Genomic DNA, 12,484 nt, shown 5'->3' with positions numbered 1-12,484 from the left:
TGTTTGAGCGTCGGATTCGTGGGACTTGTCCATCTGGGAAGAGGTCGCGCAACGGAATTTGCTCCTGCGTGACCGAACTGCGGCCATTCAGGACATCGGTTAGTAGCCAACCGTAAGCCGCGACCAAAGCCGCTGGTGCCTTGATTGGACGAGACGCTTTGCTCCCGACCCTCACCCCAACCCCTCTCCCGGTGGGAGAGGGGCTATAGCAGTTCCTTCTCCCACCGGGACCATGGCCCCCTTTTCGGGGGAAGGTGCCCCGAAGGGGCGGATGAGGGTACGGGCGAAGCCTCGCGCAATCGAACATCGCGAGGGCGCCGCAGCGAAGATGAGGGTGGGGCAAAGCCTCGTTCAATCGAACGTCGCGACCCGATCACGATGAAGACTCAGGAACGCAAGTCACACGCGTCCCTCTGCCGCCGCTCCGTCGCCGCTACGGCAAATCCAGACCCACGTCTTCGCCATAGCGATCCAGCCAGGCATCGCGCACAGGATCCTGCCGATACTTCGCGCGCAGCCTGGCCCAGGTCGCCTCGTTGCCGTCGCAGTACTTCGCCATCGCCTTGTCCAGCTCGCGGCGCCGCGCGGCGTCGTAGGGTTCCTCGCCGGCGAAGTGGTTGCAGACATCCTGGCGCGCGACGAACGCACGGATCTCCTGCGGCAGCGCGCAGAAGCCGGCGTGGTGCTCGGGATCCACCTCCTCCGGGATCGTGCAGGCGGCCGCGCCCTGCGTCGCGGCCACAGGCTTGGCCACCGCAGCCACGGCCAGGCCCGGCAGGATCAGCAGCGTCGCCAGGACGATGCCGCAGAGCGCACGCACGGGCTCAGTCCGCGCGCCCGGCGAACTCGCCGGTGGTGGTGTTGACCAGCACGCGCTCGCCGTTGCCGATGTACTCCGGCACCATGATCTCGAGTCCGGTATTGAGCTTGGCAGGCTTCGGCCGCTTGGTCGCGGTGCCGCCTTTCAGCTCCGGCGGGGTTTCGATCACTTCCAGGGTCACACTCTGCGGCAACTGCACCGCCACCGGCTGGTCGTCGATGACCTGCACATAGATGCCGGTCAGGCCCTCGGTGATGTAGCCGGCGTCGTCGCCGATCACGTCGGCATCGAGCATGTACGGGGTGTAGTCCTCGTCGTCCAGGAATACGAACGCCTCGCCGTCCTTGTACGAGAAGGTGGCCTGGTGCCGGCTCAGCTCGACTTCGCGCAGGTCGTCGTCGCCGTCGAAGCTGGCATCGAGCTTGTTGCCGCCCGGCACGCTGTACATCACGAAGCGGAAGCGCACGTTGCCGCCGCGGCCCTGCGGCGAGCTGCGTTCGATGTCGCGGATCTGGTAGACGCCGTTGTTGTACTCGACGACGTTGCCTTTCTTGATTTCGTTGGCTTTCATGGGTTGGGAGCCGGGATTGGGGATTGGAGATTCGGGATTGGTAAAGAGCAGGGCGGGAGCGAAGGGGGCGGGGCGCTTTTACGAATCCCCAATCCCGAATCACGAATCCCGGCTATTTAGGCGCCAAGCGTACCGCGCCGTCGAGGCGGATGACCTCGCCGTTGAGATAGCGGTTGCGCAGCAAGAACATCACCGTGTCGGCGAACTCTTCGGGGCGGCCGAGCCGCGGCGGGAACGGGATCGACGCGGCCAGCGACTGCTGCACCGCCTCGGGCATGCCGTCCACCATCGGGGTCCAGAAGATGCCCGGGGCGATGGTGTTGACGCGGATGCCGAAGCGCGCCAGTTCGCGCGCCATCGGCAGGGTCATCGCCACCACGCCGCCTTTGGAGGCGGCATACGCGGCCTGGCCGATCTGGCCTTCGTAGGCGGCGACGCTGGCGGTGTTGACGATCGCGCCGCGTTCGCCGTCCTCGCCCGGCGGGTTGTGTTGCATCAGGTCGGCGGCGGCCTTGGCGACGTTGAAGCTGCCGACCAGGTTGACCATCACCGTGCCCTGGAACGTGGCCAGCGGCATCGGCGCCTCCTTGCCGAGCACGCGGCCGGCGCCGAGGATGCCGGCGCAGTTGATCGCGGCGTTGAGCCCGCCGAGGAACTCGCGCGCCGCGCCGAGCTGCGTTGCCACCTGCGCCTCGTCGCTGACGTCGGTGCGGAAATAGCGCGCCTGCGTGGTGCCGAACGCGGCGACCGCGGCCGCGCCCTTGTCGTCGTTGAGGTCGAACAGCGCGACCTTGCCGCCGTCGGCGACGATGCGTTGCGCGACCGCCAGGCCGAGGCCGGAAACGCCGCCGGTGACGACCGCGCGGATATCGGCAAGTTGCATGGTGTTCCCTCCCAGGAAAGCGCGCATTTTAGCCGAGGCGCGCGCTTCGGTTCAGCTGCGGCGCGAATCCGCCCGGCGATCGTGCCGATATACAGCGGCGCCGGACGATGCGGGCAGGACCGACACGGGGCGGCTGGCCGCTGCCGCGCCGCTCGCGGCACGCGTGGCCGTTGCGTTCACGCCGCCGCCAGCGCCTGGCCGGCCTTGCTGCCGGTGCGACGGCCGAGCTTCTGCGCCAGCCAGTGCCCGGTCGCGGCCAAGGCCTGCAGGTCGATGCCGGTGGCCACGCCATTGCCGTGCAACAGGTAGACCACGTCTTCGCTGGCCACGTTGCCGCTGGCGCCCCTGGCGTACGGGCAGCCGCCGGCGCCTGACACCGCCGCATCGACCACGCGCACGCCTTCCTCCAGGCACGCGGCGATATTGGCCAGGGCCTGGCCGTAGGTATCGTGGAAATGCACCGCCAGCGCCGCCATCGGCAGTTCGGCGGCGACCGCGCGCAGCATCGCCCGCGCCTTGCCTGGGGTGCCGATGCCGATGGTGTCGCCCAGCGAGATCTCGTAGCAGCCCATCGCGTGCAGCTGCCGCGCCACCCGCACCACGTCGGACAGCGGCACCGCGCCCTGGTAGGGGCAGCCGAGCACGGTGGAGACGTAGCCGCGCACCTTGACCCCATCCGCCGCCGCGCGCGCCAGCACCGGGGCGAAGCGCGCCAGCGATTCGTCGATGCCGGCATTGGTGTTGGTGTGGTTGAAGGTTTCCGAGGCGGCGGTGAACACCGCGATCTCGCGCACGCCGACCGCTGCGGCGCGCTCGTAGCCCTGCAGGTTCGGCACCAACACTGGGTAGTCCACGCCCGGCGCCGGCACGATGCCGGCGTAGACTTCGGCCGCGTCGGCCAGCTGCGGCACCCATTTCGGGCTGACGAAACTGGTCGCCTCGATGCTGCGCAGGCCGGTGCGCGACAGCCGCGCGATCAGCTCGATCTTGTCAGCGGTGGCGACCCAGGCCTTCTCGTTCTGCAGGCCGTCGCGCGGTCCCACTTCCACCAGGCGGACGAAGTCGCTCATCGGCGGCACCTGCAGCGCGTCGCGCAAGCGGGCGCGATCGGCAGAGGCCGCGCGGGGCAGGGCGGAAACGGCGAATTGGCGGTCACATGCATTCCTTGGAGTGGACGGCTGCGCGCCGTCGCCGAGCGGCGCAGGCCGCCGCCCGCGCGAAGTACGATCGTCAGTGCAGTGCGCCGCTCAGGCGCTCGCCGGCCGCTGGCAGACCGCTTCGATGTTGTGCCCGTCCGGATCCAGCAGGAAGGCGCCGTAGTAGTTGGGGTGGTAGTGCGGCCGCAGCCCGGGCGCGCCATTGTCGCGACCGCCGGCGGCCAGCCCGGCGCGATGGAAGGCATCCACCTGGGCGCGGTCGGCGGCGGCGAAGGCCAGATGCAGCTCGCCGCCGGCGCCCGCAGCACCATCGGTCAGCCAGACGCTGGGCTTGCCGTCGCGGCCGAAACCGATATGGCGGCGATCGCCGCTCTGCTCGGCGCTCACCTCCATGACGATGTCCAGCCCGAGCGCGGCCAGCGCGGCGCGGTAGAACCCGAGGCTGCGCTCCAGGTCGACGCAGCGCAGGCCGATGTGGTCGAGCGGGCTCACCAGAATCCCGCCCAGTTGGGGTCGCGCTTGTCCAGGAACGCGCTCAGTCCTTCCTGGCCTTCGGCCGAGACCCGCAGCCGCGCGATCAGCGCCGCGTTGTCGCGGTCCAGCGTGGCGTTGTCGCCGCCGGCGGCAACCCGGCGCACCAGCGCCTTGGCGCCGGCGGCGGCGAGCGGGCCGGCCTGGCCGAGCAGTTCCACCTGGCGCTGCACCGCCGCGTCCAGCGCGGTCGGCGCCACGGTCTGGTGCACCAGGCCGATCTGGGTGGCGGTGGCCGCATCGAACGCTTCGGCGCTGGCAAACCAGCGCCGCGCCTGGCGCGCGCCGATCGCGGCGATCACATATGGCGAAATCACCGCCGGCAACAGACCCAGGCGGCTCTCGCTGAGTCCGAAGCGGGCATCGGTGGAGGCCACAGCGATGTCGCAGCAGGCGACCAGCCCGACCGCGCCGCCGAACGTGGCGCCATGCACCCGCGCCACGGTCGGCTTGGGCAATTCGTCCAGGGTGCGCATCAGCTGCGCCAGCGCCAGCGCATCGGCCAGGTTCTCCGCCTCGCTGGCGCTGGCCATCGAGCGCATCCATTGCAGGTCGGCGCCGGCCGAGAACGCGGCGCCGGCGCCGGCCAGCACCACCACCTTCACCTTCGGATCGGCGCCGATCTGCTGCAGCGCTTCGGTCAGCCGCGCGATCAGCGCGGCATCGAACGCGTTGCGCACGTCCGGTCGGTTCAGCCGCAGGGTCAGGACCTTGCCTGAGCGCTCCAGCAGCAATGCATCGCTCATCGGCAGTTCTCGTACGGAGGGATAACGGCAGCCATATGGGAATCATAGCGGGCCGCGCCGGCCACGCCATGACGCACTGCGACGGTGCTACAATTGATAACCATTCTTATTCGACGGAACGTTCCGTGACGTTGTCCGATATGCCGTTGCGCAGCACCGCCACCGTGGAGACCGTGCACGATCGCCAGCCCAACGACGCGATCGCGCGCCGCCTGCGCGAGCTGGGCTTCGTCGCCGGCGAGCAGGTGCAGGTACTGGCCAGCGGCCCGGTCGGCGGCGAGCCGTTGCTGGTGCAGGTCGGCTATACCCGTTTCGCCCTGCGCCGCAGCGAAGCGGCGCGGGTGCAGGTCAGCGTCGGTGCCTCCGCCGAGGCGCAGTCATGAGCGCGGAGGCCGTTCCGCTGCGCCTGGCCCTGGTCGGCAATCCGAACTGCGGCAAGACCGCGCTGTTCAACCAGCTCACCGGCAGCAAGCAGAAGGTGGCCAACTACGCCGGCGTGACCGTCGAGCGCAAGGAAGGCCGCTTCCGCGCGCCGTCCGGGCGCGACTTCGCCGTGCTCGACCTGCCGGGCGCCTACAGCCTGCAGCCGGCCAGCCTGGACGAGGCGATCACCCGCGACCTGTGCCGCGGCTTCTATCCGGGCGAGCCGGCGCCGGACGTGCTGGTGTGCGTGGTCGATGCCACCAACCTGCGCCTGCACCTGCGTTTCGCGCTGGAGCTGCGCGAACTGGGCAAGCCGATGCTGGTGGCGCTGAACATGGTCGACGCCGCGCAGCGCCGCGGCATCCAGATCGACCGCCAGGCGCTGGAAGATGCGCTCGGCGTGCCGGTGATCGAGACCGTGGCGGTACGCCGCAACGGCGCCAAGGCGCTGGTCGAGCGGCTCGATGCGCTGGCCCCGACGCTGCCGCCGGCGGTGGCGCCGGCCGAAGGGCAGGGCGACTACCACCAGCAAGTGCGGCGCATCCTCGCCGCCGCGGTGTCGATGCCGACCCGCACCTCGCGCATCGACGACGCGCTGGACCGCTGGCTGCTGCACCCGGTTGCCGGGCTGCTGACCCTGGCGCTGGTGATGTTCCTGATCTTCCAGGCGGTGTACGCCTGGGCGGCGCCGTTGATGGACCTGATCGACGGCGGCAGCAAGGCGCTCGGCGCCTGGGTCGGCAGCACCTTGCCGGAGGGTCCGCTCAACAGCTTGCTGGTCAATGGCATCATCGCCGGCCTCGGCGGGGTGGTGATCTTCCTGCCGCAGATCCTGATCCTGTTCGCCTTCATCCTGGCGCTGGAGGAATCCGGCTACCTGCCGCGCGCGGCGTTCCTGCTCGACCGCATGATGGCCGCGGCCGGACTGTCGGGGCGTTCGTTCATCCCGCTGCTGTCCAGCTTCGCCTGCGCGGTGCCGGGCATCATGTCCACGCGCAGCATCCAGGATCCGCGCGACCGCCTGGCCACGATCCTGGTCGCGCCGTTGATGACCTGCTCGGCGCGCTTGCCGGTGTACGCGCTGCTGATCGGCGCGTTCATTCCGCAGAAAAAGGTCTGGGGCGTGTTCAACCAGCAGGGCCTGGTGCTGTTCGGGCTGTATTTCGCCGCGATCGCCAGCGCGCTGGCGGTGTCGTGGACGATGAAGAAGTGGCGCCGCGACAAGGGCGAGCATCCGCTGCTGCTGGAGTTGCCGTCGTACCGCGTGCCGCACCTGCGCGACCTGGCGCTGGGTCTGTGGGAGCGCGCGGCGATCTTCCTCAAGCGCGTCGGCGGCATCATCCTGGCGCTGACCATCCTGCTGTGGTTCCTGCTGTCGTTCCCGGCCGCGCCGGCCAACGCCACGCTGCCGGCGATCGACTACAGCTTCGCAGGCCGCATCGGCCATGCGATGACCACGGTGTTCGCGCCGCTGGGCTTCAACTGGCAGATCTGCATCGCGCTGATCCCCGGCCTGGCCGCACGCGAAGTGGCGGTGGCGTCGCTGGCGACGGTGTACGCGCTGGCGGCGGCCGACGACGATGCCGCCGCGCAGGCGCTGTCGCCGCTGATCCACAATGGCTGGTCGCTGGCCACCGCGCTGTCGCTGCTGGTCTGGTACATCTACGCGCCGATGTGCATTTCCACCCTGGCCACGATCAAGCGCGAGACCAACTCGTGGAAGCAGATGAGCTTCGCCGCGTTCTATCTGTTCGCGCTGGCGTATCTGGCCTCGCTGGTCACCTATCAGGTCGCGGCGGCGCTGGGAGCCGGCTGAGATGAGCACGTCGCTGCTGCTGCAGTACCTGGTGATCGCGCTGGCGGTCCTGCTCAGCGCCTGGGTGGTGCTGAAGAAGCAGTTTCCCGGCACCGCGCGCAAGCTGCGCGGCGCCATCGCCGTGCGCCTGCTCAAGCCGGGCCGCGCGTCCTGGTTGCAGGCCATGGGCCGCAAGATCGCGCCTGCGGCCACCGCCGGTGCCGGCGCGTGCGGCGGCTGCGACAACTGCGGTCCGGCACCGCCGCGTCGCCATTGAGCTGAAGCGGCGGGCGGAAAAGATGAGGCGAAATCGGTTGCCATGAGCGATCCGTCGCTGCCCATGTCGCCGCTGGCCGGCGCCTTCTTCGGCCTGGATCTGCAGGCGTTCGCGCCGCCACAGCGCGACGCATTGCGTCAGGCCGATGCCGATTTCCGCGCCGTCGCGGCTGGCCGCGCGCCGCTGCACGCACGCATCGATACCGAAGCGCCATTGCCGGCCGACGGCGGCACACGCTACTACATGGGGGAGGGTTATCGGCTGACCGTGCTGCGCCGTCTGTCCTCCGTCGGTGCGCAGACCGTGATCGCCTACGGTCCGATCCTGCAGTTGGACGAGGCGCTGTTCGCGGCGGCGACACTTCCCGCCATGTCGGATGTGCGTCTGTATGCGCATGCCGCGCTGGAGCAATTATTGGGCGTCGCAGCACAGGCTTGATGCCGGCACCCGCGGACCGTTGTCCGGCGGCCGCCATGGTGGCGGCTGCGACCGCTGCGGCCTGTCACCGTCGCAGCGGCATCGACTTTGCCGGCAGGCGGAATGGGTGAGGCGAAACTTGCTGCCGTGAGGCTGCGCCGTCCAGCTGTGCCTGCGGTGATGGCTGCTGCCGACATCGCGGTGTGCCCAAAAAGCCTGCCCGCACCCGCGCGAGCGCGAGACCGGTTCGCGTAGCGGTCTCGCCGCAGCGCCTTGGCCGCACGATGCGCTCTGCGCTGGCGCTGCGTTGAAGTGCTACTGCCATGCCTGCGTGATAAGCAACGTAGAAGGCTCAGATGCGATCTTGCGGGAAGGTGCGGCGGCGGTCGCTGCCAGCGCAAGCTCAGAGCCGGTAGACCGAATTTTCAAATTCGTTCAATATTATAATATTCATGCAATTTGATTTGCCGCATTTAGTTAATTTTGCGTGCCACCAATATGTAGCATTGCTTGGGTAGGCTCTGCGCACCGTCACTCCGGCTGGGATTCCTCGGTAAACGTCGATCGAGATACTTCGCACGCCATGCGCGGAGGTTTCGCTGCGTTTTCCAGGATGATCGTGTGTGACGCAGTGGCGCTATTTTGTCTACATCTTGGGCTGGCTTATTTATTAGGGAGAGTGGTATGTCGAAATTTAAATTAAGGATCATCTTGTTTTCGTTGGTCCTGTTCTTGTTCAGTGGCGTCGCCGCTGCAGATCCGTCTACGCAATTGAAAACCACCTTCGGTGGCTGGATCGGCAAGCAGCAGCGTTCCGAATATATCGACGGATCGGACTGGCATTACTGCTTCAGCAACCAGGGCGGTTCCTGCGGTTCGGTGGCGCTGACCACGGGCCACAGCACCTGCGTGACCCGTGGATTCAATATCGGTATCAAATGGGCGGTTCCCACCCGGGTCGGCTCGATGGAAATCAACGGCGGCTACAATAACTCGTGGTCGGCGTGCAACGTACGCTCGGAAACCGTGACCTGTTCGCCGAAACCCGGCTGGAAAGGCCGCGCCGCGATCATCTTCAGCGAGCGTGTCGGCACGGTCAATGTGGTCGGTGGCGATCCGAATTATTACGTCACCTTGCAGTCTTCCTGCCCGGCAGGCTGGAAGTCGAACTGGGAAGGTGGCTACGGTTGGTCCTGTCGATATAACGGCGGCACTTATTCGCGACAGGGTTATCTGCCGGAATGGCGCGGCAGTACCTGCGACTACGAGCGCATCTAAGCGCGCCTTGCGGTAGCAGGTTCCCGTGCTTGCGCTTGTTCGGGCAAGCACGGGGTTGTGTCGTTGTTTTCCAGGCTCGTGGCAATCTCAATGAAGATCAATAGTTCCGTATATCGAGGGTATTTACCGCTGGTGATCGTTGGCGGCTTGCTCGCCAGTGCCGCGTTGTATTTCTATCAGGGTGGGCACGGGCGCTTGTCCGGCGCGGAAAGCGAAACCGCTGCGCTGGCAGACGCCTCCATCCCAGATCGGTTTGGCACGGGCCTCAGTGCGGCCAATCCTTATCGACCTACCCGACCCGTGGTCGAGGATGCGCCCACGCATGCCGGCATCGCCGATGCGGCACTGCCGTTCGAGGCTGGCGAGATCCAGCGCCGCTTGCAGGAGTTCTTCGCCCGGGTGAACGCCAACCCGCCGCCGTCGCGCGCCGAGCAGGACGCATTCGCGGCACGGCTGCTGGCAGCGGTCGATGGCAGCGCCGAGGCGAGACAGGCGGTGGCCGAGACCTACCGGGCCATGCCGGCAAGCCAGGCGATGGAGCGCGACATGCTGCGCGGCATGCTGGTGCCCTCGCCGCAGGGGCGCGCGCTGGTGCTCGACGAGGCCAACCAGATCTGGGCCAGCAAGGACAAGGGACTCTACGGAGAAATGTACGAGACCTATTCCAACCTGCCTGGCCAGGCAACGCGCGAGGTCTATGCCGATGCCCTGGCGACCCTGGACGCGCACGGCACCGATCAGCGCACCGCGGTGGCCGCGCTGAACTTCATCGGCACCATCGAGAACGACGTCGCGCCTGGCGCCGACGCGCTCAAGCGCAGCGCGGTGGCGCAGATGGACTCGCTGGCCTCGGGCAACGGCGACGCCTTGGTGCGCGCGATGGCGGTGCAGAAGATCTACCGCCTTTCCGCCCCGGACGCCGCCGCGGATGTGGCGGTGAACTACATCGCACGCGGCGCCACCAGTCCTTTGGTGATGACCACGCTCGATGCCGTCGCCAGCGGCGACGTGCAACTCAGCCCGACGCTCAGGTCCACGCTCGCCAGCGCCGTCGCGCGTCCGTCGGCGTCCAGCGCCGAGCGTCAGCGGTTCAGCCAGGTGGTCGGCGCGGGTCAATAGCCGGCCACCAGGCCGGCAAGATCGCGACCGCTCCGAGCATGTGTGGGAATCGCTGACCGGCGCAGCGAACTCTACTCATACAATCACACCATCCTCGGCGCTGGGATCGCGCCGGACAAGTGCTGGGCGCTGGTCGAGGCGCGCCGCACCCTGGTCACTCCGGCCCTGCGGACCACCACGCGTAGCCACAACACCATCGTGCGTCGACGTTGGCCGACCTATGCCAGTGCCGGTTGGGTCGGCCCGGTCTATCGCGGACCGTCGCTGTCGTTTGCGCTGCGCCGCACAGTGGAGTGCGGCCATGCTGCCGCTATGCTATGGCCATGACGACCTCCTTCCAGTTCTCCCGCCGTGCGCAGGCGCTGACCAGTTCGGCGATCCGCGAAATCCTAAAGGTCACCGAACGCCCGGAGGTGATCTCCTTCGCCGGCGGGCTGCCGTCGCCGGACACGTTCCCGGTGGCGCGCATGCAGTACGCCTGCGACAAGGTGCTGCGCGAGGCGCCGCAGGCGGCGCTGCAATACGGCCCGACCGAAGGCTATCTGCCGTTGCGCGAATGGGTGGCGGCGCGCGTGAGCCGCGACGGCGCCAGCATCCGCCCCAGCCAGGTACTGATCACCACCGGCTCGCAGCAGGGCCTGGACCTGCTCGGCAAGGTCTTCATCGACGAAGGCAGCAAGGTGCTGGTGGAGACGCCGAGCTATCTCGGTGCGCTGCAGGCGTTCTCGCTGTTCCAGCCGGCGTTCGCGGCGATGCAGTCGGACGACGATGGCCTGGTGGTGGACGCGCTGGACGACGCGCAACTGGCCGGCGCGCGCTTCATGTACTGCCTGCCGAATTTCCAGAACCCGACCGGGCGGCGCCTGCCGCTGCACCGGCGCCAGGCGCTGGTCGCGCGCGCGGCCGCGGCCGGCGTGCCCATCGTCGAGGACGACCCCTACGGCGAACTGTGCTACAGCGGCGACACGCTGCCGAGCCTGCTGTCGATGAATCCGGACGCGGCCATCTACATGGGTTCGTTCTCCAAGGTGCTGGCGCCGGGCCTGCGCCTGGGCTTCGTGGTGGCGCCGGAGGCGGTGCACGCCAAGCTGGTGCAGGCCAAGCAGGCGGCGGACCTGCACACGCCCTCGTTCAGTCAGCGCATCGTCTACGAGGCGGTGCAGGACGGCTTCCTGGATGCGCACATCCCCGGCATCCGCAGCCTGTATGCAAGCCGTTGCCAGCAGATGCTGACGGCGCTGGAGAAGTATTTCCCGTCGCAGGTGCGCTGGAATCGCCCTGCCGGCGGCATGTTCATCTGGGTCGAATTGCCGGCAGGCATGGACGGCGGCGCACTGCTGGCCAAGGCGATCGAGCGCAACGTCGCCTTCGTGCCGGGCGCGCCGTTCTACGCGGTCGAGCCGCAGCGCAATACCCTGCGCCTGTCGTTCGTGACCGTGCCGGAAGAACGCATCGAGAGCGGCGTGCGCATCCTCGGCGAACTGCTGCAGGCCGAGATCGCCGCGCATCGCGGCGCGGCCGCCTGATCCGGCACCCGGGCGCCTGCGCATGAACGCGGCTGCGGCAGTGGATCTGGATCTGGACCTGGGCGTGGATGCGGTGCTGGTCGGCCGCGTGCAGGACTTCACCCGGCCCGGCAGCCGCAGCGCGATCGACAAGCGGCCGTTGCCCGGGCGGTTGCGGATCGGGATCGAAGGCCTGGAGCTGGACGAGCAGGGCGACCGCCGCGTGCACGGCGGCCCGGACAAGGCGCTGCACCACTATCCGCGCGACCACTACGCGGCCTGGCGCCAGGAGCTGGGCGCGCACGCCTTGCTGGAAGCGCCGGGCGCGTTCGGCGAGAACCTCAGCACGCTCGGCGCCACCGAGGCCGACCTGTGCCTGGGCGACCGGTTGCGGCTGGGCACGGCGCTGGTCGAGGTCTCGCAATCGCGGCAGCCGTGCTGGAAGTTGTCCGACCGTTTCGGCGTGGCCGCGCTGGCGCGGCGCGTGCAGGAAAGCGGCCGCACCGGCTGGTATTACCGCGTGCTGCAGCCGGGCGAGGTCGCCGCCGGCGACCGGCTGGTCCTGCTGGAGCGACCGTATCCGGCCTGGTCGCTGGCCCGGCTGATCCAGTTGCTGTATCGGCGCGAGGTGGACCTGGCGCAGTTGGAACAGGTGCTGGCGCTGCCGCTGGTGCCGAACTGGCGCGTGCTGTTCGAGCGGCGCCTGGCCCAGCGCGAGGTCGAGTGCTGGGACAAGAGGCTGCTGGGGCAGCCGGCGGCAGAGTAGGCGCGCAACGTCTCGCCGCGCCGCAGGGGCGGTGGCCCTTCTGGCCGCGGGCCGTCGGGGCTGAAGCCCCTCCTACAGTGCGCCCGGCACGCTGATCGCAAGTCCCTGTAGGAGCGGCTTCAGCCGCGACAAACGATGTCAGGAAGCCTGGCGATTTTGCTTGTCTGTCGCGGCTGAAGCCGCTCCTCAGTGCACC

At 68.4% G+C, this 12,484-nt stretch carries 14 protein-coding genes; 8 read left to right on the top strand and 6 right to left on the bottom strand.

Annotated elements, in window-relative coordinates:
• Positions 1–433: 433 nt before the first annotated feature.
• The 6 genes from HEP74_RS11420 to HEP74_RS11395 all read right to left on the bottom strand — a co-directional run bounded on the left by HEP74_RS11420 (position 434) and on the right by HEP74_RS11395 (position 4,708).
• Positions 434–820, bottom strand: a complete 387-nt coding sequence (locus HEP74_RS11420; RefSeq protein WP_185812987.1) for a hypothetical protein — start codon at positions 818–820, stop codon at positions 434–436.
• A gap of 4 nt (positions 821–824) precedes the next feature.
• Positions 825–1,391, bottom strand: coding sequence for an elongation factor P-like protein YeiP (gene yeiP, locus HEP74_RS11415; RefSeq protein ID WP_185812986.1), 567 nt, complete (start codon positions 1,389–1,391; stop codon positions 825–827).
• 112 nt (positions 1,392–1,503) lie between these two features.
• Positions 1,504–2,274: an SDR family oxidoreductase gene (locus HEP74_RS11410; RefSeq protein ID WP_185812985.1), complete on the bottom strand. Its 771-nt coding sequence runs from the start codon at positions 2,272–2,274 to the stop codon at positions 1,504–1,506.
• 176 nt (positions 2,275–2,450) lie between these two features.
• Entirely contained in the window at positions 2,451–3,344 is an 894-nt protein-coding gene (locus HEP74_RS11405) for a hydroxymethylglutaryl-CoA lyase (protein ID WP_185812984.1), read from the bottom strand.
• A 177-nt stretch (positions 3,345–3,521) separates the two neighbouring features.
• Positions 3,522–3,923 carry a VOC family protein gene (locus tag HEP74_RS11400; protein ID WP_053841060.1) on the bottom strand — a complete coding sequence of 134 codons (402 nt, stop codon included), beginning with the start codon at positions 3,921–3,923 and terminating at the stop codon, positions 3,522–3,524.
• On the bottom strand, positions 3,920–4,708 hold the full coding sequence (locus tag HEP74_RS11395) for an enoyl-CoA hydratase-related protein (protein ID WP_185812983.1): 789 nt from the start codon (positions 4,706–4,708) through the stop codon (positions 3,920–3,922). The genes HEP74_RS11400 and HEP74_RS11395 overlap by 4 nt, the downstream gene beginning before the upstream one ends.
• Before the next feature lie 125 nt (positions 4,709–4,833).
• Here HEP74_RS11395 and HEP74_RS11390 point away from each other — a divergent pair, with 125 nt between their 5' ends.
• The 8 genes from HEP74_RS11390 to HEP74_RS11355 all read left to right on the top strand — a co-directional run bounded on the left by HEP74_RS11390 (position 4,834) and on the right by HEP74_RS11355 (position 12,288).
• Positions 4,834–5,091: a FeoA family protein gene (locus HEP74_RS11390; protein WP_221893123.1), complete on the top strand. Its 258-nt coding sequence runs from the start codon at positions 4,834–4,836 to the stop codon at positions 5,089–5,091.
• Positions 5,088–6,947 carry a ferrous iron transporter B gene (feoB, locus tag HEP74_RS11385; protein ID WP_185812982.1) on the top strand — a complete coding sequence of 620 codons (1,860 nt, stop codon included), beginning with the start codon at positions 5,088–5,090 and terminating at the stop codon, positions 6,945–6,947. The genes HEP74_RS11390 and feoB overlap by 4 nt, the downstream gene beginning before the upstream one ends.
• A 1-nt stretch (position 6,948) precedes the next feature.
• A complete protein-coding gene (locus HEP74_RS11380) occupies positions 6,949–7,203 on the top strand; it encodes a DUF6587 family protein (RefSeq protein WP_185812981.1) in 255 nt (84 codons plus the stop codon).
• Positions 7,204–7,245: 42 nt separating this feature from the next.
• Positions 7,246–7,641 carry a hypothetical protein gene (locus HEP74_RS11375; RefSeq protein WP_185812980.1) on the top strand — a complete coding sequence of 132 codons (396 nt, stop codon included), beginning with the start codon at positions 7,246–7,248 and terminating at the stop codon, positions 7,639–7,641.
• Between the two features lie 663 nt (positions 7,642–8,304).
• On the top strand, positions 8,305–8,898 hold the full coding sequence (locus HEP74_RS11370) for a hypothetical protein (protein WP_185812979.1): 594 nt from the start codon (positions 8,305–8,307) through the stop codon (positions 8,896–8,898).
• A 90-nt stretch (positions 8,899–8,988) separates the two neighbouring features.
• Positions 8,989–10,017 carry a hypothetical protein gene (locus HEP74_RS21930; protein WP_255427723.1) on the top strand — a complete coding sequence of 343 codons (1,029 nt, stop codon included), beginning with the start codon at positions 8,989–8,991 and terminating at the stop codon, positions 10,015–10,017.
• A 317-nt stretch (positions 10,018–10,334) separates the two neighbouring features.
• Positions 10,335–11,543, top strand: a complete 1,209-nt coding sequence (locus tag HEP74_RS11360) for an aminotransferase-like domain-containing protein (protein WP_185812978.1) — start codon at positions 10,335–10,337, stop codon at positions 11,541–11,543.
• Positions 11,544–11,565: 22 nt separating this feature from the next.
• Positions 11,566–12,288 carry an MOSC domain-containing protein gene (locus HEP74_RS11355; RefSeq protein WP_185812977.1) on the top strand — a complete coding sequence of 241 codons (723 nt, stop codon included), beginning with the start codon at positions 11,566–11,568 and terminating at the stop codon, positions 12,286–12,288.
• Positions 12,289–12,484: the final 196 nt, after the last annotated feature.

The sequence above is a fragment of the Xanthomonas sp. SS genome (assembly GCF_014236835.1).
Classification (GTDB): Bacteria; Pseudomonadota; Gammaproteobacteria; order Xanthomonadales; family Xanthomonadaceae; genus Xanthomonas_A.
The sequence above is the reverse complement of the archived record's forward strand: the minus strand, read 5'-3'. Positions and strand labels throughout refer to the sequence as shown.

Bases quoted from the DNA above. Each gene is read 5' to 3' on its own strand.
- HEP74_RS11395 (WP_185812983.1), bottom strand. From the start codon at position 4,708: ATGAGCGATGCATTGCTGCTGGAGCGCTCAGGCAAGGTCCTGACCCTG.
- feoB (WP_185812982.1), top strand. From the start codon at position 5,088: ATGAGCGCGGAGGCCGTTCCGCTGCGCCTGGCCCTGGTCGGCAATCCG.
- HEP74_RS11380 (WP_185812981.1), top strand. From the start codon at position 6,949: ATGAGCACGTCGCTGCTGCTGCAGTACCTGGTGATCGCGCTGGCGGTC.
- HEP74_RS11410 (WP_185812985.1), bottom strand. From the start codon at position 2,274: ATGCAACTTGCCGATATCCGCGCGGTCGTCACCGGCGGCGTTTCCGGC.
- HEP74_RS11370 (WP_185812979.1), top strand. From the start codon at position 8,305: ATGTCGAAATTTAAATTAAGGATCATCTTGTTTTCGTTGGTCCTGTTC.
- HEP74_RS11360 (WP_185812978.1), top strand. From the start codon at position 10,335: ATGGCCATGACGACCTCCTTCCAGTTCTCCCGCCGTGCGCAGGCGCTG.
- HEP74_RS21930 (WP_255427723.1), top strand. From the start codon at position 8,989: ATGAAGATCAATAGTTCCGTATATCGAGGGTATTTACCGCTGGTGATC.
- HEP74_RS11405 (WP_185812984.1), bottom strand. From the start codon at position 3,344: ATGAGCGACTTCGTCCGCCTGGTGGAAGTGGGACCGCGCGACGGCCTG.
- HEP74_RS11375 (WP_185812980.1), top strand. From the start codon at position 7,246: ATGAGCGATCCGTCGCTGCCCATGTCGCCGCTGGCCGGCGCCTTCTTC.
- HEP74_RS11355 (WP_185812977.1), top strand. From the start codon at position 11,566: ATGAACGCGGCTGCGGCAGTGGATCTGGATCTGGACCTGGGCGTGGAT.
- yeiP (WP_185812986.1), bottom strand. From the start codon at position 1,391: ATGAAAGCCAACGAAATCAAGAAAGGCAACGTCGTCGAGTACAACAAC.